This window comes from Vibrio sp. QJM3NY_39 (assembly GCF_057785895.1).
Map to the genome: position 1 here is coordinate 161,102 of NZ_CM173505.1, position 24,600 is coordinate 185,701.

General features: G+C 44.5%; 19 protein-coding genes and 4 tRNA genes. 18 read left to right on the forward strand and 5 right to left on the reverse strand.

What is annotated here, in order from left to right; genetic code table 11:
* Positions 1–44 precede the first annotated feature (44 nt).
* A complete protein-coding gene (locus AC3CHU_RS00740; RefSeq protein WP_488524941.1) occupies positions 45–476 on the reverse strand; it encodes a GNAT family N-acetyltransferase in 432 nt (143 codons plus the stop codon).
* Between the two features lie 66 nt (positions 477–542).
* On the opposite strand from AC3CHU_RS00740, the gene murB reads away from it, so the two are divergent.
* Positions 543–1,589, forward strand: a complete 1,047-nt coding sequence (murB, locus tag AC3CHU_RS00745) for a UDP-N-acetylmuramate dehydrogenase (RefSeq protein WP_488524942.1) — start codon at positions 543–545, stop codon at positions 1,587–1,589.
* Positions 1,586–2,551: a bifunctional biotin--[acetyl-CoA-carboxylase] ligase/biotin operon repressor BirA gene (gene birA / locus AC3CHU_RS00750; protein WP_488524943.1), complete on the forward strand. Its 966-nt coding sequence runs from the start codon at positions 1,586–1,588 to the stop codon at positions 2,549–2,551. Before murB ends, birA begins: the two co-directional genes overlap by 4 nt.
* A 7-nt stretch (positions 2,552–2,558) precedes the next feature.
* Here the strand turns inward: birA and coaA are convergent, their stop codons facing one another.
* On the reverse strand, positions 2,559–3,482 hold the full coding sequence (gene coaA / locus AC3CHU_RS00755; RefSeq protein WP_171313578.1) for a type I pantothenate kinase: 924 nt from the start codon (positions 3,480–3,482) through the stop codon (positions 2,559–2,561).
* A 210-nt stretch (positions 3,483–3,692) separates the two neighbouring features.
* Here coaA and AC3CHU_RS00760 point away from each other — a divergent pair.
* From AC3CHU_RS00760 to rpoC, 13 genes are all read left to right on the forward strand, one after another.
* Positions 3,693–3,768 (forward strand) — tRNA-Thr (locus AC3CHU_RS00760).
* Positions 3,769–3,813: 45 nt separating this feature from the next.
* Positions 3,814–3,898: transfer RNA gene (locus tag AC3CHU_RS00765), tRNA-Tyr, on the forward strand.
* 38 nt (positions 3,899–3,936) lie between these two features.
* Positions 3,937–4,011 (forward strand) — tRNA-Gly (locus AC3CHU_RS00770).
* 14 nt (positions 4,012–4,025) lie between these two features.
* Positions 4,026–4,101 (forward strand) — tRNA-Thr (locus tag AC3CHU_RS00775).
* A 95-nt stretch (positions 4,102–4,196) separates the two neighbouring features.
* Complete coding sequence (tuf, locus tag AC3CHU_RS00780; protein WP_012604914.1) at positions 4,197–5,381, forward strand: elongation factor Tu; 1,185 nt, start codon at positions 4,197–4,199, stop codon at positions 5,379–5,381.
* 223 nt (positions 5,382–5,604) lie between these two features.
* The gene (gene secE / locus AC3CHU_RS00785; RefSeq protein ID WP_017073785.1) at positions 5,605–5,982 is read left to right on the forward strand and encodes a preprotein translocase subunit SecE; all 378 of its coding nucleotides are present in this window, start codon (positions 5,605–5,607) and stop codon (positions 5,980–5,982) included.
* Positions 5,983–5,995: 13 nt separating this feature from the next.
* Positions 5,996–6,544, forward strand: a complete 549-nt coding sequence (nusG, locus tag AC3CHU_RS00790; protein ID WP_012605006.1) for a transcription termination/antitermination protein NusG — start codon at positions 5,996–5,998, stop codon at positions 6,542–6,544.
* Positions 6,545–6,756: 212 nt separating this feature from the next.
* Positions 6,757–7,185, forward strand: a complete 429-nt coding sequence (rplK, locus tag AC3CHU_RS00795; protein ID WP_010435555.1) for a 50S ribosomal protein L11 — start codon at positions 6,757–6,759, stop codon at positions 7,183–7,185.
* Between the two features lie 4 nt (positions 7,186–7,189).
* Positions 7,190–7,894, forward strand: coding sequence for a 50S ribosomal protein L1 (gene rplA / locus AC3CHU_RS00800; protein ID WP_017077557.1), 705 nt, complete (start codon positions 7,190–7,192; stop codon positions 7,892–7,894).
* A 243-nt stretch (positions 7,895–8,137) separates the two neighbouring features.
* Positions 8,138–8,632 carry a 50S ribosomal protein L10 gene (rplJ, locus tag AC3CHU_RS00805; protein WP_017077558.1) on the forward strand — a complete coding sequence of 165 codons (495 nt, stop codon included), beginning with the start codon at positions 8,138–8,140 and terminating at the stop codon, positions 8,630–8,632.
* A 57-nt stretch (positions 8,633–8,689) separates the two neighbouring features.
* Entirely contained in the window at positions 8,690–9,055 is a 366-nt protein-coding gene (gene rplL, locus AC3CHU_RS00810; RefSeq protein WP_054548256.1) for a 50S ribosomal protein L7/L12, read from the forward strand.
* Positions 9,056–9,290: 235 nt separating this feature from the next.
* A complete protein-coding gene (gene rpoB, locus AC3CHU_RS00815) occupies positions 9,291–13,319 on the forward strand; it encodes a DNA-directed RNA polymerase subunit beta (RefSeq protein WP_029222057.1) in 4,029 nt (1,342 codons plus the stop codon).
* Positions 13,320–13,409: 90 nt separating this feature from the next.
* The gene (gene rpoC, locus AC3CHU_RS00820; protein WP_029222058.1) at positions 13,410–17,612 is read left to right on the forward strand and encodes a DNA-directed RNA polymerase subunit beta'; all 4,203 of its coding nucleotides are present in this window, start codon (positions 13,410–13,412) and stop codon (positions 17,610–17,612) included.
* A gap of 349 nt (positions 17,613–17,961) precedes the next feature.
* Here the strand turns inward: rpoC and AC3CHU_RS00825 are convergent, their stop codons facing one another.
* On the reverse strand, positions 17,962–18,459 hold the full coding sequence (locus tag AC3CHU_RS00825) for an Rsd/AlgQ family anti-sigma factor (RefSeq protein ID WP_054548255.1): 498 nt from the start codon (positions 18,457–18,459) through the stop codon (positions 17,962–17,964).
* A 152-nt stretch (positions 18,460–18,611) separates the two neighbouring features.
* On the opposite strand from AC3CHU_RS00825, the gene nudC reads away from it, so the two are divergent.
* The 3 genes from nudC (at position 18,612) to AC3CHU_RS00840 (ending at position 22,144) form a co-directional block, all read left to right on the forward strand.
* Entirely contained in the window at positions 18,612–19,433 is an 822-nt protein-coding gene (nudC, locus tag AC3CHU_RS00830) for an NAD(+) diphosphatase (RefSeq protein WP_488525463.1), read from the forward strand.
* Between the two features lie 299 nt (positions 19,434–19,732).
* Positions 19,733–20,800, forward strand: coding sequence for a uroporphyrinogen decarboxylase (gene hemE / locus AC3CHU_RS00835; RefSeq protein ID WP_004729761.1), 1,068 nt, complete (start codon positions 19,733–19,735; stop codon positions 20,798–20,800).
* Positions 20,801–20,950: 150 nt separating this feature from the next.
* On the forward strand, positions 20,951–22,144 hold the full coding sequence (locus AC3CHU_RS00840; protein ID WP_488524348.1) for an ISL3 family transposase: 1,194 nt from the start codon (positions 20,951–20,953) through the stop codon (positions 22,142–22,144).
* Positions 22,145–22,268: 124 nt separating this feature from the next.
* Here the strand turns inward: AC3CHU_RS00840 and pfkA are convergent, their stop codons facing one another.
* Both pfkA and fieF read right to left on the reverse strand, forming a co-directional pair.
* Positions 22,269–23,231 (reverse strand): 6-phosphofructokinase, encoded by a 963-nt coding sequence (pfkA, locus tag AC3CHU_RS00845; protein ID WP_004729705.1) that lies wholly within the window; start codon positions 23,229–23,231, stop codon positions 22,269–22,271.
* 317 nt (positions 23,232–23,548) lie between these two features.
* Positions 23,549–24,457: a CDF family cation-efflux transporter FieF gene (gene fieF / locus AC3CHU_RS00850; RefSeq protein WP_026012358.1), complete on the reverse strand. Its 909-nt coding sequence runs from the start codon at positions 24,455–24,457 to the stop codon at positions 23,549–23,551.
* Between the last annotated feature and the right edge of the window lie 143 nt (positions 24,458–24,600).

Genomic DNA, 24,600 nt, shown 5'->3' on the forward strand with positions numbered 1-24,600 from the left:
TTACCAAAGGGATAGCATCAAATACTAGATAATCGAGGCATTCTCTAACAATTTTGCAGATAATGCATAGGAATGAGATCTTTTCCGCTATTCGAATAGCGCTCGTACAAAACTCTTAGGCCATTAGGAAGATCTGTCGGGTCTACTTGCATGAACTTGTGTCGAGAGTAAAAGTTGGTGAGATGAGCATAAGCAAAGCAATAATCGCTTGCTGTTAGCGTATGTTTCACACAATAGTCCATAAGCAGAGAGCCTAATTGCTTACCACGATGTTGTTTTGATATCGCCATACCAGTAAGTAAGCGATTATCTTCAATGGTGCGAAAACGCACGACACCACAAAGCTCGTTATCTAGTAATAACGAATAGATCAGTTCACTCTTGTTCGCTTTTCCCGTTGGATAATGTTCCTTATAGAAACGTTTAACTAGGGGAACCTTTACTGGGTCTAATTGAGTAATGATGACATTGTTCATTCAGTCACTGCGCCATTGGTTTATCTGCTGTAGAATGATGGCAGTGTAAGTTAATTGAATATCGCCATGCAATTCCATCTCAATGCTAGTTTAAAAAATGTTCATACTTTTTCTATCGATCAGACCTGTGATGCGTTGGTTGAAGTAACTACGATCGACGAACTGATTTCGGTTTATAGGAATCCTAAATGGTCAACTTCACCTAAGTTAATTCTGGGTAAGGGCAGCAATATGCTTTTTACCAAGCATTTCGCTGGTTTGATCATTGTCAATAAATTAGCTGGGATTGAGATGACCGAGACGGACCGTCATCACCTTCTGCATGTGAGTGGTGGTGAGGATTGGCCAAGCTTGGTTGAGTGGAGTGTTGATAAAGGTCTGGGTGGTCTAGAAAACCTCGCAATGATACCTGGTTGTTCAGGTTCTGCTCCTATTCAGAATATTGGTGCGTATGGTGTTGAACTGCAAGACGTATGCGAATATGTTGATATTCTGTATCTGGATACTTATACAGTTAAGCGGTTAAGCAAAGAGGAATGTCTCTTTGGCTACCGAGATTCTATTTTTAAGCACGCTCTCTATGGCAAAGCGATTGTTGTTGCGATTGGTTTGATCCTACCTAAAGAGTGGAAACCATGTAATCACTATGGTCCGTTAAAAAGCCTACTGGCTGAAACTCTCTCACCTCGTACTATATTTGATGAAGTATGCGCTATCCGTTCAAGTAAGTTGCCAGATCCTAGAGTCCAAGGCAATGCGGGTAGCTTCTTCAAAAACCCTGTGATCATCAAAGATCATTTTGATCGCCTGTCAGCTCTATATCCCAACATTGTCGGCTATGAGAGTAATGGCATGATCAAAGTAGCTGCAGGCTGGCTGATTGATCAATGCCAGTTCAAAGGCGTGACAGAAGGCGGTGCTCAAGTTCACCCAAATCAAGCATTAGTTATCATCAATTATGATGAAGCGTCTGCTACGGATATCCTCAGACTTGCAGCACGAGTACGTCAAGCTGTCCTAGACAAGTTCGATATATCATTGGAACACGAAGTTCGCTTCATGGGTCAAGACAGTGAGACAAACCTAGATAAAGCTTTGGAGTCATTGGTATGAGAGAGCACAGTACCAAGCTTGCACTATTGAGATGTCTTGCCGATGGTGAGTTTCATTCTGGTGAATACTTAGGTGAAATGATCGGTGTATCACGAGCGGCTATCAGTAAGCACATTAAAGGTATCCAAGAGTGGGGGTTAGATATCTACCGAGTACAAGGCAAAGGTTATAAGCTAGCCAGTCGTTTAGATATGCTTGACCAAGAAAAATTGTCTGCTGTGAGTCGTGATGCTTCTCTTGAACTCATTCCAATCATAGGTTCAACAAACCAGCATCTATTAGAGCGTACTAATACCCTCGAATCGGGTTCGGTCTGTATTGCTGAATATCAAGCTGCAGGTCGTGGACGTCGTGGAAGAGAGTGGGTATCGCCATTTGGTGCAAATCTTTACCTTTCTATGTATTGGAGACTCGATGCCGGTATGGCTGCGGCTATGGGGCTGAGTCTTGTGGTTGGTGTCGCCGTTGTAGAGGCGTTGGAGGATATGGGAGTTGAAGGAGTTAAACTAAAGTGGCCGAACGACCTTTATCATAATGACAAGAAACTCGCGGGTATTTTAGTCGAGTTGTCAGGACAGTCTGGTGGCGCTGCTCATATTGTTATTGGTTTGGGACTAAACCTGTCCATGGACCCGACAACATCAGGTATTGGTCAGCCGTGGACCTCTCTCAAAGAAGTGTGTGATGGGAAAGTGCCAGATCGTAATGATTTAGCACAGGCTCTGATCAATGCTTGGGACAAGTCACTTGCCGACTATGAGTTGAAAGGAATGTCTAATTTTGTCGAACGGTGGAACCGCTTAGATAATTTCTTAGGTCGCAACGTAAGGTTGATTATTGGACCTAGAGAAATTGAAGGTGTCGTTCAGGGGATTGATGAACAAGGCGCCGTGCTGCTCAAAACTGAGAGTGGTATAGAGAGCTATATCGGGGGAGAAATCTCGCTGAGAAAAGGAGACTAAGGCTCTACTATTTTCTTAGTAACACTTCTTCGACCATATGATCTGCGCCCTTGCGTAGAATCAGGTGAGCCCTTTCTCTGGTCGGAAGGATATTCTGCTCTAGGTTTAAACCATTGATTGATTGCCAAATACCTTCTGCTTTTTCCTTAGCGGCTAGATCTGATAATTTAGTGTAGTGCCCGAAGTATGACCCTGGTTTAGCGAAGGCACCTTCACGAAACTTCATAAAACGATTTACATACCATTGTTGAATTTGAGCGCTTTCAGCATCGACATATAACGAGAAGTCGAGGAAGTCTGAAATAAAGACTCTATGAGGCTCATGTGGGTAATTCATACCGCTTTGTAGAACGTTGAGTCCTTCAATAATAAGCACATCTGGTAAGTCGACCTCTTTTACTTCATTGGTAATGTTGTAGGTGAGGTGAGAGTACACAGGTGCTGTCACATTACGCTTGCATGCCTTCACGTCTGATACAAAATTGACTAGCGCTTTAATATCATAAGACTCAGGGAACCCTTTCTTACTCATTAGGCCTTTTTCTTGAAGCACTTCATTGGGATACAAAAAGCCATCTGTCGTAACTAGTTCAACTTTAGGGTGGTTGTCCCAACGAGATAACAGAGCTTTGAGTAGACGAGCGGTGGTACTTTTACCTACCGCCACACTGCCAGCGATACCAATGATAAATGGCGGCGCAGTCTCTTTCTTATCCAGAAATTGATGAAGTACTGAGTTTCTATTTTGTCGAGCGGCCACATAGAGATTCAACAGACGAGATAACGGTAGGTAAATTTCTACAGCTTCTTCCATTGTCAGCTTTTCATTGATGCCTTGAAGCTCTTTCAAATCGCTCTCAGAAAGTGTCATTGGAACTAAATTCCTTAGTTCAGACCACTGCGCGCGGTCAAATGACATAAATGGGCTCATACAAAACTCTATAGTGGATAACAAAACAAGTGCATGGAAAATACATCAAGCGATAGATAAATTAAATATCTTCCTTTACTAGATGCGGATTAAAGGCAGAAACCTTGAGCTAAATAACCGTATATGGGAATTTGATAAGAGAATTTTACACTTTTTTGCAATTTACTATTGCAAGGTGGAAAATCATTCAATAAAATGCGCCCCACTTGTGCCGACTTAGCTCAGTAGGTAGAGCAACTGACTTGTAATCAGTAGGTCACCAGTTCGACTCCGGTAGTCGGCACCACTTTCTCCCTTCTATTTATAGAGAGCGAGAGAAAGATCAAAATTTGGAGGGGTTCCCGAGTGGCCAAAGGGAGCAGACTGTAAATCTGCCGGCACTGCCTTCGATGGTTCGAATCCGTCTCCCTCCACCATATTCTAAAGGTTAAATAGCTCAAAAGAGTTACGTGTTGCGTGCATCGTATAATGGCTATTACCTCAGCCTTCCAAGCTGATGATGCGGGTTCGATTCCCGCTGCACGCTCCAACTCATTTTTGTGTGCTGATATAGCTCAGTCGGTAGAGCGCACCCTTGGTAAGGGTGAGGCCCCCAGTTCGACTCTGGGTATTAGCACCAGTCTAAAGCTTCTTCTCCTTTAATAAAGAAAACCATTTTTTTTGGTTGCGTGGTCTTATTTTAAGCCACCTAATCCGTACCTAGAGGGACACCCCATGTCTAAAGAAAAATTTGAACGTACGAAACCGCACGTAAACGTTGGTACTATCGGCCACGTTGACCACGGTAAAACAACTCTAACTGCTGCTATCTGTACTACACTTGCAAAAGTGTACGGCGGTGTTGCTAAAGATTTCGCATCTATCGATAACGCTCCAGAAGAGCGCGAGCGCGGTATCACAATCGCAACTTCTCACGTTGAGTACGATACTCCTGAACGTCACTACGCACACGTAGACTGTCCTGGACACGCCGATTATGTTAAAAACATGATCACTGGTGCTGCTCAAATGGACGGCGGTATCCTAGTTGTTGCTGCTACAGATGGCCCTATGCCACAAACACGTGAGCACATCCTACTTGGTCGTCAAGTTGGTATCCCTTACATCATCGTATTCATGAACAAATGTGACATGGTTGATGACGAAGAGCTACTTGAGCTAGTAGAAATGGAAGTACGTGAACTTCTTTCTGAGTACGAGTACCCAGGAGACGACCTTCCAGTAATTCAAGGTTCTGCACTTGGCGCTCTAAACGGCGAAAAGCAGTGGGAAGACAAGATTGTTGAGCTTGCAGAAGCACTAGATTCTTACATTCCACTTCCAGAGCGTGCTGTTGATCTACCGTTCCTACTTCCTATTGAAGATGTATTCTCAATCCAAGGTCGTGGTACTGTAGTTACTGGTCGTATCGAGCGCGGTATCCTACGTGTAGGTGACGAAGTAGAAATCGTTGGTATCAAAGAAACTACTCTTACTACTTGTACTGGTGTTGAAATGTTCCGTAAACTGCTTGACGAAGGTCGTGCAGGTGAGAACGTTGGTGCACTTCTACGTGGTACTAAGCGTGATGACGTTGAACGTGGCCAAGTACTTTCTGCTAAAGGTTCAATCAACCCACATACTAAGTTTGAGTCTGAAGTATACGTACTTTCTAAAGACGAAGGCGGCCGTCACACTCCTTTCTTCAAGGGTTACCGTCCACAGTTCTACTTCCGTACAACTGACGTAACAGGCGATATCACTCTACCAGAAGGCGTAGAAATGGTAATGCCAGGTGACAACGTTCAAATGACTGTTGAGCTAATCGCTCCAATCGCAATGGACGAAGGTCTACGTTTCGCAATCCGCGAAGGTGGCCGTACAGTTGGTGCTGGTGTTGTAGCTAAAATCTTTGCATAAGATTTGACGAACCACTAGTAAAAAGGGCATCATTTGATGCCCTTTTTCTTCGCTGAAAAAAGAGTTGGATGTTTTGGCATCAATTTTAGCTCTTAGCAAAGAATTAAACGGTCTTTTTGACTAAAATGACTGTTAGATGTGTTGTTTTGCAACGCAAAGGAATGTGCCCTGCAACAGCGGGGTTATTGTCGTCTATATTTAAGACTTATCACAGGTTGGTTTTATGAAAGCAAACGCTGAAACTCCTGATAGCTCAGGTGCAGCAGATACAATGAAGTGGGTAGTCGCTTTTGTACTGTTGGCTGCTGCTGTTGTGGGTAATTACCTGTATGGTGAATTGTCTGTTGTAATTCGCGCTGCAGGTGTAGTTGTGCTGATTGCTGCCGCACTAGGCGTTGCAGCAACAACAGTTAAAGGTAAAGCTGCGATCGATTTTGCAAAAGAATCTCGTATGGAGATTCGTAAAGTTGTTTGGCCTACTCGCCAAGAAACTATGCAAACTACATTGATCGTTTTAGCTGTATGTATTGTTATGTCTCTAGTGCTTTGGGGAATTGACGGCATTATGGTCCGTTTAGTTTCTCTAGCGACTGGGGTGTAGAGGGTTCTGATTCATGAGTGAAGCTCCAAAAAAACGTTGGTATGTAGTTCAAGCCTTTTCTGGCTATGAAGGTCGTGTATCTCAATCGCTACGCGAACATATTAAAATGCACGACATGGAAGAGTTCTTTGGTGACGTTTTAGTACCTACTGAAGAAGTAGTGGAAATGCGTGCAGGTCAACGCCGTAAAAGCGAACGTAAGTTCTTCCCTGGCTACGTATTAGTGCAAATGATCATGAATGATGAATCATGGCACTTAGTGCGCAGTATCCCTCGTGTTATGGGCTTCATTGGTGGTACCTCTGATCGTCCTGCACCAATCACTGACAAAGAAGCTGATGCTATCTTGAACCGTCTAGAGAAAGCGAGCGAGTCTCCACGTCCTAAGACAATGTTCGAAGCGGGTGAAGTGGTTCGTGTGAACGATGGTCCGTTTGCTGATTTCAACGGGACAGTTGAAGAAGTAGATTACGAGAAAAGCCGCATTAAGGTATCTGTATCGATCTTTGGTCGTGCAACACCGGTTGAGCTTGAATTTGGTCAAGTTGAAAAGCTAGACTAAAACTCTAACTTTTGAACAAGCTGTGGATAAATGCTTCATAAGTTGTTCAAAATAAAAGAGTATAAAAAACCACCTTTTTAGGGTTGTTAAAGGCGCGAATTATGATTATAATTTCGCGCCTTTTTGCTTCTATCGAAGTAAGAAAGAGTTAATTGAAATTAAGGGGAGCTTGCCTTAGGGCTAGCGCATGTACCCAAAAATTAGGAAATATCATGGCTAAGAAAGTTGAAGCTTATATCAAACTGCAAGTTGCAGCTGGTATGGCAAACCCAAGTCCACCGGTTGGTCCTGCTCTAGGTCAACACGGCGTGAACATCATGGAATTCTGTAAAGCGTTCAACGCAAAAACAGAATCTGTTGAGAAAGGTCTACCTACTCCAGTAGTTATTACTGTTTACAACGACCGTTCTTTCACGTTCGTAACTAAGACTCCACCTGCTGCTGTTCTTCTTAAGAAAGCTGCTGGCGTTAAGTCTGGTTCAGGTCGTCCAAACACTGAGAAAGTTGGTACTGTAACTGACGCTCAAGTTCAGGAAATCGCAGAAACTAAAGCTGCTGATATGACTGGTGCTGACATCGAAGCAATGAAGCGTTCTATTGCTGGTACTGCTCGTTCAATGGGCCTAGTGGTAGAGGGATAAGATCATGGCAAAACTTACTAAGCGTATGCGCGTAATCCGCGACAAAGTTGAAGTAACTAAAGAATACGAAATCAACGAAGCTGTTGCTCTTCTTAAAGAACTAGCGACTGCTAAATTCGTTGAGTCTGTAGATGTTGCTGTTAACCTAGGCATCGATGCTCGTAAATCTGACCAAAACGTACGTGGCGCAACTGTGCTACCTCACGGTACTGGCCGTGAAATCCGCGTTGCTGTGTTCACTCAAGGTGCAAACGCAGAAGCAGCTAAAGCAGCTGGCGCAGATATCGTTGGTATGGAAGATCTTGCTGAGCAAGTGAAAAAAGGCGTAATGGACTTTGACGTTGTTGTTGCTTCTCCTGATGCAATGCGCGTTGTTGGTCAACTAGGTACAATCCTAGGTCCACGCGGTCTAATGCCAAACCCTAAAGTTGGTACTGTAACTCCTAACGTTGCTGAAGCGGTTAAGAACGCTAAAGCTGGTCAGGTTCGTTACCGTAACGACAAGAACGGTATCATCCACACTACTATCGGCAAAGCGTCTTTCGAAGCTAACCAGCTTCAAGAAAACCTAGAAGCACTTCTAGTTGCTCTTAAGAAAGCTAAGCCTTCTTCAGCGAAAGGAACTTTCCTGAAGAAAGTAAGCATCTCTACTACGATGGGTGCTGGTGTTACTGTTGATCAAGCTAGTCTTGACACTCAAGCAAACTAATTTGCTTTGGCGCAGATTTAGTGTATAATTCTGCGCCTAATATTTGTGGTTGGGTGGTTTTTGAAGCAATTCATAACTGTCTATCCCAAGACCGTAGGCGCTGAACCTTTTAAGGTGAAGCTTAATAAAACCTACGTAGGCGATGTTGTCGTTTGAAATGAATTTATTCATTTTTGAATAACATCGTAAACGCTCAATGTATTTTATATTGAGTGCTGTAATCACAACCAGAGGTTAATCCAAATGGCTTTAAATCTTCAAGACAAAAAAGCAATTGTTGCTGAAGTCAACGAAGCAGCCAGTGGTGCACTTTCTGCAGTTGTAGCTGACTCTCGTGGCGTTACTGTTGGCGCGATGACTTCTCTACGTAAACAAGCTCGCGAAGCGGGTGTTTACATGAGAGTTGTTCGTAACACACTAGCACGCCGTGCAGTAGAAGGTACTGAGTATGAGTGTCTACAAGACACATTTACTGGTCCTAGCCTACTTGCGTTCTCTAACGAGCACCCTGGTGCTGCAGCGCGTCTTTTCAAAGACTTCGCTAAAGAGAACAAAACATTCGAGATCAAAGCTGCTGCATTTGAAGGCGCAGTTACTGATGCTGATGTACTAGCGACACTACCAACTTACGACGAAGCTATCGCACGCCTAATGATGTGCATGAAAGAAGCTTCTGCTGGCAAGCTGGTTCGTACTATCGCTGCTGTTCGCGACCAAAAAGAAGAAGCTGCGGCATAAGCCTTGCTTTTCACTGGTTGCTATTTAAACTTATTGTTGACTTAAAAGAGAATTGTTATGTCTATTACTAACGAGCAAATCCTAGACGCAGTTGCAGAAATGTCTGTAATGCAAGTTGTTGAGCTTATCGAAGCTATGGAAGAAAAATTCGGTGTTACTGCTGCTGCTGCAGTTGTAGCTGGTGGTGCTTCTGCTGAAGCTGCTGCTGAGCAAACTGAATTCGACGTTATCCTTACTGCTGCTGGCGCTAACAAAGTACAAGTTATCAAAGCTGTACGTGGCGCAACTGGCCTAGGTCTTAAAGAAGCTAAAGGTCTTGTAGACTCAGCTCCTGCAGCGCTTAAAGAAGGCGTTGACAAAGCTGAAGCTGAAGCTCTTAAAGCACAGCTAGAAGAAGTTGGCGCTTCTGTTGAAATCAAGTAATTATTACTTAATTTCCTAGCCGCAAGGCTATTGGCTGGTGGTTTATTAACCACCGGCCTTTTTGCGCTGTAGGGCTATGACGAATTTCCCGCTGTTTAACCGTCATAATCCGAGCAAAAAAACAGTCATTTTTTCGAAATGATTGTTCAACTACAGTAAACAGCTGTTTGTCACCGCCCCCTCTGAAGAGTGTTTTGGGTGGTTTGGGTCACTTATCAGCGAGCTGAGGAACCCCATGGTTTACTCTTATACCGAGAAAAAGCGCATCCGTAAGGATTTTGGTACTCGTCCACAAGTTTTGGACATTCCATACCTGTTATCGATCCAGCTTGATTCTTTCGATAAATTCATCGAACAGGATCCAGAAGGTCAATACGGTCTTGAAGCTGCTTTCCGTTCTGTATTTCCAATTCAGAGCTACAACGGCAATTCTGAGCTGCAATACGTTAGCTACCGTCTTGGTGAGCCAGTTTTTGACGTTAAAGAATGTCAAATCCGCGGTGTAACTTACTCAAAGCCACTACGCGTAAAACTACGTCTAGTTATCTTTGATCGAGACGCACCAGCAGGCACTGTAAAAGACATTAAAGAGCAAGAAGTCTACATGGGCGAAATTCCGCTTATGACAGACAATGGTACTTTCGTAATTAATGGTACCGAGAGGGTTATCGTATCCCAGCTGCACCGAAGCCCAGGCGTGTTCTTCGACAGTGATAAGGGTAAGACCCACTCATCAGGTAAAGTTCTTTATAACGCACGTGTAATTCCTTACCGTGGCTCATGGTTAGACTTTGAGTTCGATCCTAAGGATAACTTATTCGTACGTATCGACCGTCGTCGTAAGCTACCTGCATCGATTATTCTTCGTGCACTTGGTAAATCGACTGAAGAGATCCTAGATCTGTTCTTCGACAAGGTGAACTTCGAAGTTAAAGACCAAACTCTACTTATGGAGTTGGTTCCTGATCGTCTACGTGGTGAAACTGCGTCATTCGACATCGAATCAAACGGTAAAACTTACGTTGAGACTGGTCGTCGTGTTACTGCTCGCCATATCCGTCAACTTGAAAAAGATGGCGTTGAGCACATCGAAGTACCAGTAGAGTACATCGTTGAAAAGATTGCTGCGAAAGATTACATCAACGAAGCAACTGGCGAGATCATCGTTGGCGCAAACCAAGAGATTAGCCTAGAAGCACTTGCTAACCTGTCTCAAGCAGGTCACAAGACTCTAGAAGTGCTGTTCACGAATGACCTAGACCATGGTCCATTCATGTCAGACACTCTACGTGCGGATAGCACAGTAGATCGCATCTCTGCATTGGTAGAAATCTACCGCATGATGCGCCCTGGCGAGCCACCAACGAAAGAAGCTGCAGAATCATTGTTCGAAAGCCTATTCTTCTCTGAAGATCGTTACGACCTATCAACTGTAGGCCGTATGAAATTCAACAGCTCTATCGAGCGTGAAGAAGAAGAAGAGCGCGGTACTCTGGATGAATCAGACATCATCGAAGTGATGAAGAAACTGATCGGCATCCGTAACGGTATTGGTGAAGTGGACGATATCGACCACCTTGGCAACCGTCGTATCCGTTCTGTAGGTGAAATGGCAGAAAACCAATTCCGTGTTGGTCTAGTTCGTGTAGAACGTGCCGTTAAAGAGCGCCTAAGCCTTGGTGACCTTGATGCAATTATGCCTCAAGATCTTATCAACGCTAAGCCGATCTCTGCTGCAGTTAAAGAATTCTTTGGCTCTTCACAGCTTTCACAATTTATGGACCAAAACAACCCATTGTCAGAAGTTACGCACAAACGTCGTATCTCTGCTTTAGGTCCTGGTGGTCTTACTCGTGAGCGCGCAGGCTTCGAAGTACGTGACGTTCACGTAACTCACTACGGTCGTCTATGTCCGATCGAAACGCCTGAAGGTCCAAATATCGGTCTAATTAACTCGCTATCTGCGTTTGCACGTTGTAACGATTACGGTTTCCTAGAAACTCCGTACCGTCGTGTAGTAGATGGTGTAGTAACAGAAGAAGTTGATTACCTGTCTGCAATCCAGGAAGGTCAATTCGTAATCGCGCAAGCAAACACTATTCTTACAGAAGAAGGTACGTTTGCAGATGAGCTAATCACAGCTCGTCAAAAAGGTGAATCTGGTCTTCACCCACGCGAGCACGTTGACTACATGGACGTTGCGACAAACCAAGTAGTATCTATCGCTGCTTCGCTTATCCCGTTCCTAGAACACGATGATGCGAACCGTGCATTGATGGGTGCCAACATGCAACGTCAAGCGGTACCAACACTTAGAGCTGATAAGCCTCTAGTAGGTACTGGTATTGAACGTAACATCGCAGTTGACTCTGGTGTTACAGCGGTTGCTAAACGTGGTGGTCAGGTTCAGTCTGTAGACGCTTCTCGTATCGTAGTTAAGGTTAACGAAGATGAATTGGTACCTGGCGAAGCTGGTATCGATATCTACAACCTAACTAAGTACACGCGTTCGAACCAAAACACATGTATTAACCAACGTCCAACTGTACTTCCTGGTGAACCAGTTGCACGCGGTGATGTTCTTGCTGATGGTCCTTCAACTGACCTTGGTGAACTTGCTCTTGGCCAAAACATGCGTATCGCATTCATGCCTTGGAACGGTTACAACTTCGAAGACTCGATCTTAGTATCTGAGCGCGTAGTTCAAGAAGACCGTTTCACGACAATCCACATTCAAGAACTATCTTGTGTGGCTCGTGATACTAAGCTGGGTTCTGAAGAGATCACAGCTGATATTCCAAACGTAGGTGAGTCTGCTCTGTCTAAACTAGACGAGTCAGGTATCGTTTACATTGGTGCTGAAGTTAAGGGTGGCGACATCCTAGTTGGTAAAGTAACCCCTAAAGGTGAAACTCAACTGACTCCTGAAGAGAAGCTACTACGCGCTATCTTCGGTGAGAAAGCATCTGATGTTAAAGATACTTCTCTACGTGTACCAAACTCTGTTTCGGGTACTATCATCGATGTACAAGTCTTCACTCGCGATGGCGTAGAGAAAGACAAACGTGCACTTGAAATCGAACAGATGCAGCTTAAAGAAGCTAAGAAAGATCTAACTGAAGAGTTCCAAATTCTTGAGGGTGGTCTTCTTAACCGTGTTAAAGCTGTACTTCTGTCTGGTGGTTACTCTGAAGCTAAGCTTGATACTATCGGTCGTAAGCAATGGCTAGAGCAAGTTCTAGAAGACGATGCGCTACAAACACAGCTTGAGCAACTTGCTGAGCAGTGGGATGAGCTAAAAGCAGACTTCGATAAGAAGTTTGAAACTAAGCGTCGTAAAATCACTCAAGGTGATGATCTAGCGCCTGGCGTTCTTAAGATTGTTAAAGTTTACCTAGCGGTTAAACGTCGTATCCAGCCTGGTGATAAGATGGCCGGTCGTCACGGTAACAAAGGTGTAATCTCTAAGATTAACCCTGTTGAAGACATGCCATACGATGAGAAAGGTCAGCCTGTAGACATCGTACTTAACCCGCTGGGTGTACCATCGCGTATGAACATCGGTCAGATCCTAGAAGTTCACTTAGGTTTGGCTGCGAAAGGTATCGGTGACAAGATCAACCAAATGGTTAAGGAACAACAAGAACTGCATAAGTTCCGTGAGTTCCTGCAGAAGGTTTATGATCTTGGTGATACTCGTCAGAAAGTTGATATTGCTGAACTGTCTGATGATCAAGTTCGTACACTGATTAAGAACCTACGTGGCGGTCTACCGATTGCTACTCCTGTGTTCGACGGTGCTTCTGAGTCTCTAATCAAAGAACTACTTAAACTGGGTGATCTGCCAGAATCTGGTCAGCTTAAACTGTTTGATGGTCGTACTGGTGATTCGTTTGAGCGTCCTGTAACTGTTGGTTACATGTACATGCTGAAACTGAACCACTTGGTTGATGACAAGATGCATGCTCGTTCAACTGGTTCTTACAGCCTAGTAACTCAGCAACCACTTGGTGGTAAAGCTCAGTTCGGTGGTCAGCGTTTCGGTGAGATGGAAGTATGGGCACTAGAAGCATACGGTGCTGCATATACTCTACAAGAAATGCTAACAGTTAAGTCGGATGACGTTAACGGCCGTACTAAGATGTATAAGAACATCGTAGATGGCAACCATAGCATGGAACCTGGCATGCCAGAGTCGTTCAACGTACTGTTGAAAGAGATTCGCTCGCTAGGTATCAACATCGAGCTAGAAGACGAAGAGTAATCCCTCTTTTTTATAAAGAAGATTGGATTACTTGGTAAAGGGGGCTCACTTTAGTCGGTGAGCTCCTTTAACTCCTTACAGGAGCTGAACGTGAAAGACTTATTAAACTTTCTAAAAGCACAGCATAAGACCGAAGAATTTGATGCAATCAAAATCGGTCTATCTTCACCAGACACGATCCGTTCGTGGTCTTTTGGTGAAGTTAAAAAGCCAGAAACAATTAACTATCGTACGTTCAAACCTGAACGTGATGGTCTGTTCTGTGCACGTATTTTTGGTCCAGTTAAAGACTACGAATGTCTTTGTGGCAAATACAAGCGCCTGAAGCACCGTGGTGTTATCTGTGAGAAGTGTGGCGTTGAAGTTACACAAACTAAAGTTCGTCGTGACCGTATGGGCCACATCGAGCTTGCTTCACCAGTTGCTCACATCTGGTTCCTAAAATCATTACCGTCTCGTATCGGTCTACTAATGGATATCCCTCTGCGTGATATCGAACGTGTTCTTTACTTCGAAATGTACGTAGTAACTGAACCGGGTATGACTGATCTAGAAAAATCTCAGATGCTTACTGAAGAAGAGTATCTGGATCGCCTAGAAGAGTGGGGTGACGAATTCACGGCTAAGATGGGTGCTGAAGCGATCAAAGATCTGCTTTCAACAATGGACCTTCATCAAGAAGTGGAAGAAATGCGCGAAGAGTTGGAAACAACTAACTCTGAAACTAAGCGTAAGAAAGTTACTAAGCGTTTGAAGCTAGTTGAAGCGTTCATCTCGTCAGGCAACAAGCCTGAGTGGATGATCCTAACTGTACTTCCAGTGCTACCGCCAGATCTTCGTCCTCTAGTACCTCTAGATGGCGGTCGTTTTGCGACTTCAGATCTGAACGACCTTTACCGTCGTGTGATCAACCGTAACAACCGTTTGAAGCGTCTTCTAGAGCTAGCGGCTCCAGACATCATCGTACGTAACGAAAAGCGTATGTTGCAAGAGTCTGTTGATGCCCTTCTAGATAACGGTCGTCGCGGTCGTGCGATCACGGGTTCTAACAAGCGTCCTCTGAAATCTCTTGCTGATATGATCAAGGGTAAACAAGGTCGTTTCCGTCAGAACCTTCTAGGTAAACGTGTAGACTACTCTGGCCGTTCTGTAATCACAGTAGGTCCATACCTTCGTCTACATCAGTGTGGTCTTCCTAAGAAGATGGCACTTGAGCTATTTAAGCCGTTCATCTACAGCAAGCTAGAGACTCGTGGCATGGCTACGACAATCAAAGCTGCTAAGAAAATGGTAGAGCGCGAAGAAGCGATCGTTTGGGATATCCTAGACGAAGTTATCCGTGAACACCCAGTACTGCTTAACCGTGCACCTACACTTCACCGTCTAGGTATCCAAGCGTTTGAACCAGTACTAATCGAAGGTAAAGCGATTCAGCTTCACCCACTAGTGTGTGCGGCATACAACGCCGACTTCGATGGTGACCAAATGGCTGTACACGTGCCTCTAACTCTAGAAGCACAGCTTGAAGCTCGTACCCTAATGATGTCGACGAATAATATTCTGTCGCCAGCATCAGGTGATCCGATCATCGTACCTTCTCAGGACGTTGTATTGGGTCTTTACTACATGACACGTGACAAGATCAACGTGAAAGGTGAAGGTATGTACCTTGCTGGCCCTGCTGAGGCTGAAAAGGCATACCGTACTAAGACTGCTGAGCTACACGCTCGCGTTAAAGTACGTATCACTGAAACAGTAGTAGACGAAGACGGCAATAGCACAACGAATACTGGCCTAGTAGATACGACTGTAGGTCGTGCAATGCTATGGCAGATCGTTCCTAAAGGCCTTCCGTACAGCATCGTTAACCAAAAGTTAGGTAAGAAGCAGATTTCTACTCTTCTTAACGAGTGTTACCGTAAGCTTGGTCTAAAAGATACAGTAGTATTTGCTGACCAAATTATGTACGCAGGTTTCGCATACGCGGCTCTTTCTGGTGTTTCTGTAGGTATCAACGATATGGTTGTTCCTCAAGCGAAATACGACGAGATTGAATCTGCTGAAGAAGAAGTTCGCGAAATCCAAGAGCAATTCCAATCTGGTCTTGTTACTGCGGGTGAGCGTTACAACAAAGTTATCGATATCTGGGCATCTACGAATGACCGCGTTGCGAAAGCAATGATGGATAACCTATCTTCTGAAACAGTTATTAACCGTGACGGCGAAGAAGAACAGCAAGAATCGTTCAACAGCATCTACATGATGGCCGACTCGGGCGCACGTGGTTCTGCTGCTCAGATTCGTCAGCTAGCAGGTATGCGTGGTCTGATGGCGCGTCCAGATGGTTCAATCATCGAAACGCCGATCACTGCGAACTTTAAAGAAGGTCTAAACGTCCTTCAGTACTTTATCTCAACGCACGGTGCTCGTAAGGGTCTTGCGGATACAGCACTGAAAACAGCAAACTCGGGTTACCTAACTCGTCGTCTAGTAGACGTTGCTCAAGACGTTGTAGTACACGAACATGACTGTGGCACGCATGAAGGTATCGACATGATGCCTCACATCGAAGGTGGTGACGTTAAAGTTGCACTTTCTGAGCTTGCTCTTGGTCGTGTTGTTGCTGAAGATGTTCTTAAGCCTGGTACTGAAGATGTACTGATTCCACGTAATACTCTGATTGATGAGAAGTGGTGTCAAATCATGGAAGACAACTCAGTAGATAGCATGAAAGTGCGCTCTGTTGTTACCTGTGATGCAGACTTCGGTTGTTGTGCACAGTGTTACGGTCGTGACCTAGCACGTGGTCACCTAGTGAACCAAGGTGAAGCAGTTGGTGTTATCGCTGCACAATCTATCGGTGAACCGGGTACACAGCTAACGATGCGTACGTTCCACATCGGTGGTGCGGCATCTACTGCAGCAGCAGAGAACAGCATCCAAGCTAAGACAACTGGTACTGTGAAGCTTCACAATGCTAAGTTCGTAATTAACAAAGATAAGAAACTGGTTATCACTTCTCGTGCATCTGAGATGACGATTATTGATGAATTCGGCCGTACGAAAGAGAAGCACAAACTTCCTTACGGTTCGATGCTAACCAAAGGCGACAACGCAGCAGTTACTGCTGGTGAAGTTGTAGCTAACTGGGAAGCGCATACCATGCCAATCATCACTGAAGTGGCAGGTCGTATCCAATTCGTAGATATGATCGATGGTATTACAGTTTCTCGTAACACTGACGATCTAACGGGTCTTTCTTCAAGTGAAGTTACAGACGCAGCAGCTCGCCCAGCAGCAGGTAAAGATATGCGTCCAGCTATCAAACTTGTTGATGAGCAAGGTAACGACGTAATGATCCCTGGTACTGATATGCCAGCTCACTACTTCCTACCTGGCAAAGCGATTGTAAACATCGAAGATGGCGCTGAAGTTGGCATTGGTGACACACTATCTCGTATCCCTCAAAAATCGAGCGGAAACAAAGATATCACCGGTGGTCTACCACGCGTAGCTGACCTATTCGAAGCTCGTAAGCCTAAAGAGCCTGCGATCCTTGCTGAGCACACAGGTACTGTGTCTTTCGGTAAAGAAACGAAAGGTAAGCGTCGTCTAGTAATCACTCGTGAAGGCGGTGACGCTTACGAAGAGATGATTCCTAAGCATCGTCAATTGAACGTGTTCGAAGGTGAGAAGATTGAACGTGGTGATGTAATCGCCGACGGTCCTGAAACTCCACACGATATCCTGCGTCTACGTGGTATCCACGCAGTAACTCAGTACATCGCGAACGAAGTTCAAGAAGTTTACCGCTTACAAGGCGTAAAGATTAACGATAAGCACATTGAGACTATCGTTCGTCAAATGCTACGTAAGTGTACAATCACTCATTCTGGTGACTCTCCGTTCCTACCTGGCGAACAAGTTGAGTACCACAATGTTAAGATTGCTAACCGTAAGCTAGAAGCTGAAGGTAAAGAACTAGTACGTTTCGAACGTGATCTACTAGGTATTACTAAAGCATCTCTTGCAACTGAGTCATTCATCTCAGCTGCATCGTTCCAAGAAACGACTCGCGTACTAACAGAAGCTGCGGTTTCTGGTAAGCGTGATGACCTTCGCGGTCTGAAAGAGAATGTAATTGTTGGTCGTCTGATCCCAGCTGGTACTGGTTTCGCATACCACCAAGAGCGTCAAAAGCAACGTGAAGAAGAGCAAGAAGGTCCTTCAGCTGAACAAGCTACTGACAATCTAGCAGCACTTCTAAACGCTGGTTTCTCTTCAGAAGAGTAAGCTCTACGAGTAGTCTCTAAGAGATAAGAAAAGGCACCTTCGGGTGCCTTTTTTGTATCTGGCGTATAAGTGTTTAACGAGAGGCTTATCGATTCGAAGTTGATAGGTATGCTTGCTTGTCGATTGCTTGGCTGGTGGACTTAGTCGATAGTACTTTCTCTAAGGTAGTTTACGTGTTTACAGGGAGGCGCTGAGGATGAAACTGGTGAGAAGTGTTACGTCGGGTTATCGCAAAACATCAGAGTAGGGAGGAACCAATAGGCTCTGGTAAAAGAGTTGGATGTGTTAGGTAACGCTACAGACAAAACAAAAAGCTTGCACAGAGGCAAGCTTAGAAGGTGTTAAGCCATTAAGCTCCTGGTGGAACCGCTAGGCTGTCGGCAATTTGTTGTATCAGCTGGTCTTCAACCGCAAACCTAGCCTCAAGAATCTCACCTATAAGTGACAGCTCACTATCAAAGCTTTCTAATGTATCACTAGCTTCAATGGCGGCGTACTTATCGGTGAAGTTGAGCAGAGGGTCCGTGGTAAGGACGATATGACCATAAGACTGGTTGATTTCGTCTGTTGCTTTGAAGCCAGTAGACTGCCATTTGTCCATCACCATGTCATAGATTTTGAAATGACCTTCGGAGATGTAATCAACAAGGTGTTGGCTGAATTTTTGGAGTTCTTCTGGAGAAGGCAGTTCGGTGATTGCCGTTGCTTTCGACGATGAAGGCTGTAGAGCGGCAAGCTTACAATACTCAACGATTAGAGACTGTCGAGTTTCGAGCCAATGATCGATGACCTCATTAGAGCCACCCCATTGTTCTTGTATTTGTTTGAATTTATTTAGCATGACCATGTCCTCATGATCTGATCACAACCTTGTGATCATGGTAATTGCCTAAGCAAGGTCCGTTTATTGGTAACTACTAAAAGTAATAGCTTGAAATATTCTCTGCTACAACTCTAGTATGAAATTAGATTGCCAGTAAAATGAACGAACTGCAAGCAATGAGGCATAGGGATGTTAAAAAAAGTGATAACAAAATGACAGAGCAAGCTTATTGGTGCGTCGTTTCAGGTAGTGATATTTGGGTTAATAATGATCAGTTTCCTTATGGCTCAGCAGAGGAGCTAGGGCTGAGTGTCGAGCATGCAATCTGTATTGGTCAGCATCAAGGTCGTAAGGTGTATTGGCTCAACGACTGTGATGTTGAGGGTGAGTTGACCATGATAAACCTACGTGAGTTATTACACTGGCCTGAATCGAGTTTTCTGACAGCAAGCAAAGCTATCCAGTATGGGCACATGACGCAAAGTATGCGTTTTTGTCCTCAGTGTGGCGGTCGTAATCACCTCAATCATAATCAGGTGGCGATGCAATGCGGAGATTGCCGAACGCTTCATTACCCTCGTATCTTCCCGTGCATCATTGTCGCTGTACGAAACGACAACAAGATATTGCTTGCACAGCACCCAAGACATAAAACAGGTATGTATACCGTGATAGCGGGCTTCCTAGAGGTTGGAGAGACCTTAGAGCAGTGTGTGGCAAGAGAAATCAAAGAAGAGACAGGCATCGATGTCAGTAATATCCGTTACTTTGGCAGTCAGCCATGGGCTTTTCCATCCAGCATGATGATGGGCTTTTTCGCTGACTACGCTGGTGGTACGCTCAAACCGGATTACAGTGAACTGTCGGATGCTCAATGGTTTGATGTGACAAGGTTGCCTGATGTTGCCCCTGTGGGAACCATTGCGAGACAGTTGATTGAAAAAACAGTTAATGATGTGATGACGAAAGGTTTAGAGAATCAAGTTATTGAGCATTAAATAGATCCCAATAGTATTTGGCCTATGGGTGGTCAAAAGCTAAAAAAAACCCTCCACAAGTGGAGGGGGTAAGTAAGATGTCGTTATGAGATGCTGAGTAGTGACTACTCAGATGTTATAATTGTAATTTTCGCTAGCGAACAAATTTTTAACATGCTCTCGTAATTGGGTGCAAATTAAGCATTGATTTAAAAGTTAATAACTTGATCTAGGTTGCAAAGCACACAGCTTTTACCCCTAAATCAGTGTTAGAATACTTGCCATCAAAACTAGACAAGATTGAATTGGAATTTAACGGAATGACCGAATTAAAAAACGATCGCTATTTACGCGCACTTTTAAAACAGCCTGTTGATTACACACCGGTATGGATGATGCGCCAAGCTGGCCGATACCTTCCAGAGTACAAAGCAACGCGTGCAGAAGCAGGCGACTTCATGTCTTTGTGCAAAAACGCGGAGCTTGCATCTGAAGTAACACTTCAACCTTTGCGCCGTTTCCCGCTTGATGCGGCAATCTTGTTCTCTGACATCTTAACTATCCCTGATGCAATGGGCTTAGGCTTGTACTTTGAAACAGGTGAAGGTCCTAAGTTTGAACGTCCTATCACATGTAAAGCTGACGTAGAGAAGATTGGCCTACCTGATCCAGAAGGTGAGCTTCAATACGTAATGAATGCCGTTCGTCAGATCCGTAAAGACCTGAAAGGCGAAGTGCCATTGATTGGTTTCTCTGGTAGCCCTTGGACACTGGCAACTTACATGGTTGAAGGCAGCAGTTCGAAGGCATTTACTAAGATCAAGAAGATGATGTACGCAGAGCCACAAACGCTGCACTTACTTCTCGATAAGCTGGCTGACACTGTTATTGAATACCTGAACGCGCAAATTAAAGCGGGTGCACAATCGGTAATGGTATTCGACACATGGGGTGGTGTACTTACTCCGCGTGACTACAACCTGTTCTCACTGCAGTACATGCACAAAATTGTAGATGGCCTAATCCGTGAAAACGAAGGTCGTCGTGTACCGGTTACTCTGTTCACTAAGAACGGTGGCATGTGGCTAGAATCTATCGCAGCAACTGGCTGTGATGCAGTTGGCCTAGACTGGACAATCAATATTGCTGATGCAAAAGCACGTATTGGCGATAAAGTGGCTCTACAGGGCAACATGGACCCATCAGTACTTTACGCACAGCCTGAGCGTATCCGTGAAGAAGTCGGCACTATCCTTGAAGGTTTTGGTGACGGCGGTACTGGCCACGTATTTAACCTTGGCCATGGTATTCACCTAGATGTGCCACCAGAGAATGCTGGTGTATTTGTGGACGCAGTTCATGACCTATCTAAGCCATACCATAAGTAATTAAGTATGTGTTTTTAGAAAAAGCGCTGTCGAGAAATCGGCAGCGCTTTTTTATGGTTCATCGCGGATTAGCGGGAACTAAAAACAAAAACGGTAGTAAGTGATATGGTTTAGTCGCCAAACAAAAATCATACACAAACTACCGTTTCTATGCCGAATCATACTTTCCTATCTTCATTCTGGGAAGGCTTTCAAATAGTAAAGTCTCTCCAGACAGCATCACTTATTACCCTGACTCTTAAACCTAGCTCTGAGGCTAAATGCCTTTGTGGTCTTGAGGCCGAGGCTATCCATGAGTATCAATGGCGTCACGTAAAGGATGCCATGTTGCTCGGTGTGCCTGTTGAACTTTCCGTTCAAACTCGAAGGATTAAGTGTCGTGACTGCGGCATAAAAACAGAATCTCTCTCTTGGTTAGAGCCTTATGCTCGTATAACAAAGCGCCTAAAAAGCTATATAGAACAACTGCTACCCCTGCTTCCCATTAAGCATATATCCCAAATTACGGGCGTTCATTGGCACACCATTAAAGAAATAGATAAACGCCGACTTCGACAAGTGGTGCCGCCAGTGAAATGGGGTGAGCTAAAGCAGCTCGTGATGGATGAGTTCGCCATCTTTAAAGGGCATCGATATGCCACCGTCATCGCTGATGCGAAGACTCATCAAGTCATTTGGGTTGGATTAGGCCGCAGCCGCAAGGACATACGGCCGTTCTTCGAGCAGCTAGGCGAGAATGGGGTAAATATCGAAGCAGTAGCGATGGACATGAATACGGCTTTTGACCTTGAAGTTCAAGCGCACTGCCCGAACGCAAAAATCGTTTACGACTTATTCCATGTTGTTGCTAAGTTCGGTCGCGAGGTGATGGATAGAGTCAGAGTCGACCAAGCCAACAAACTCAAGCAAGATAAAAAAGCGAGGCAATGGGTGAAGCGCTCACGGTGGGTACTGCTGAAAAATAGAGGCAACTTAAATACACGTCAAGATAGCTATCTTACTGAAATATTGAATATCAATAAGGACTTAATGACCACTTATATACTCGGAGCCCAACTCAAAGAGCTTTGGTATTGTGAATCCGAAGGGCACGCGAAGGGGCTCTGGGACACGTGGTGGGAACAAGTGCAAGAGAGTGGAATTAAGCCATTGAAAGAGTTCGCACGAAAACTGAGTCCTTATCTTCACGGCATTATCGCATCGGCAAGTTATCCGTTGAACACCTGCACACTGGAAGGGATAAACAACAAGATAAAGTTAATCAAGCGAATGGGGTATGGGTATCGAGATACAGACTACTTCTTCTTGAAGATAAAAGCGGCTTTCCCCGGAAAGCCGCGATGAACCTTTTTTATTGCCTATTGTTTTCTATTACCTGTAATTTAGTTTCAAAGCTAAGCCGACAGGCACAAAAAAACCGCTGATAAATCAGCGGTTTTTAATATTTTAAGCGAACGCTAAGCGTGGCTTAGAACAACTCTTCTGCAACGCGGAACAGCTCAGAACGGTCTGGGTTCTGCATGTTCTCGATACAGTCGATGATGTCGTGGTGAACAAGCGCTTCTTTCTCGATACCAACACAACGACCACCGTGGCCTTCTTGAAGAAGGTGAACAGCGTAGTTACCCATGCGAGAAGCCAGTACACGGTCAAATGCAGTCGGGCGACCACCACGTTGGATGTGACCAAGAACCGTTGCACGAGTTTCACGACCTGTTGAAGCTTCGATCTCTTTCGCTAGTTCATTCGCATCCATCATTAACTCAGTTAGAGCGATGATTGCGTGCTTCTTACCTTTCGCAATACCATCTTGGATATTGCTGATAAGCTGATCTTTATCTAGGCCAGTCTCAGGTGTGATGATGTACTCACAGCCACCCGCAATTGCTGACATAAGCGTAAGGTCACCACAGTGACGGCCCATGATTTCAACAATAGAAATACGTTGGTGAGAAGAAGACGTGTCACGTAGACGGTCGATTGAATCGATAACAGTGTTAAGCGCTGTTAGGTAGCCGATTGTGTAGTCTGTACCCGCGATATCGTTATCGATTGTGCCTGGAAGACCGATACATGGGTAACCCATCTCAGTCAGTTTCTTAGCACCCATGTAAGAACCGTCACCACCGATAACAACTAGTGCTTCGATACCGTGCTTCTTAAGGTTCTCGATGCCTTTCTCACGAACAGCAACGTCTTTGAACTCAGGGAAACGTGCAGAACCTAAGAAAGTACCACCACGGTTGATCACGTCAGATACGCTTGAACGGTCAAGCTTTTCGATACGGTCTTCAACAAGGCCTTGGTAGCCATCGTAAATACCGTAAACTTCAATGCCAACTGATAGCGCAGTACGAACTACACCACGAACTGCTGCGTTCATGCCTGGAGCGTCACCACCACTGGTCAAAACACCGATCTTCTTAATCATGCTCACCCTCGATTTTTGGGAATCTATTATTCAATTCTTATTCTTGCTGATTGTATATCAACAAGATTTTAAATCTATATTTGTGCGTTATGTTACATTTCCTCAACAGGAATAGCACTTAAATCGCGTAAAATTATGTAACATTTCTACTTCTGTAAGAGTATTACAGTTTTACTCAGTAACTTTGTTGATTCACATCAGAATCAACATTAATTGTTACTAAGGTGATTTTTGAATCACCTAAGAATTAGTAATTTTTACTCACTTTAGTTCAAAAGCCACCTACTTACCATTTGCCTACCCTTTTTTTAGCCCGCTTACCATGAGTGAAATTTCTGCTGCTTCTCGGGTCCAAATACGACCGAATACGGGTCTTGATGAATTAATACATCAGCATCAGGAAAAACGGAGATAAGCTTGTCTTCTACTTCGTCAGAAATGCGGTGCGCTTCAATAAGTGGGATATTATCTTCGAGTTCTAAATGCAATTGAATGAACCGAACAGGCCCTGAACGACGCGTTCTTAGTTGATGTACGCCAAGCACACCTTCCACACTCAGCGATGTCTCTTTTATCTGTTTTAATTCTTCATCTGGCAGCTTTCTATCAAGCAAAGATTGAATGGCTTCTGTTGCCATTTGGTAGGCACTGTAAAGAATGTAGATACCGATACCAATCGCGAATACCGAGTCCGCTTGACCAATGCCAAACCAGCTCAGTGCTAGCGCGAGCATGATCGCTGCATTCATATAAAGGTCGGATTGATAATGCAGTGAATCGGCGGCTATCGCTTGGCTGCCCGTTTTGCTGACAACATGTTTTTGGAATCGAACCAAACCAAAGGTCATTACGATCGCGAACAAGCTGACATAAATACCAATTTCAGGAGAGTTCAGCTCATGCGGTCGGAAGAAACGCTCAATACCATTAAGAATAAGGAAACAAGCGGAACCGGAAATAAACATTGCCTGCGCTAATGCAGCAAGAGACTCAGCCTTACCATGACCAAAGGTATGTTCTTTATCGGCAGGCTGAAGAGAGTAGCGAACCACCACCAGATTGACGACAGAAGCGGCGATATCCAACAGCGAATCGACCACAGAAGCTAATAAACTGACTGAACCTGTCACCCACCACGCAGCAACCTTCACAACCAATAATATGGAGGCAATGATGGTGGCAGCCCAAGCGGCGAGCGTAACTAAACGTGCGTATTCTTGTTTCATAAATTGGCTATAAAGTGACTGATAGCACAAAGTATAACCCGCAAACAACCGATTGAATATGACAGCCATGATGTAATACATTCATTTTTAAAGATCAAAAAAGCGGCACTAGGCCGCTTCTTTCTAAACACTTTCAATCAATT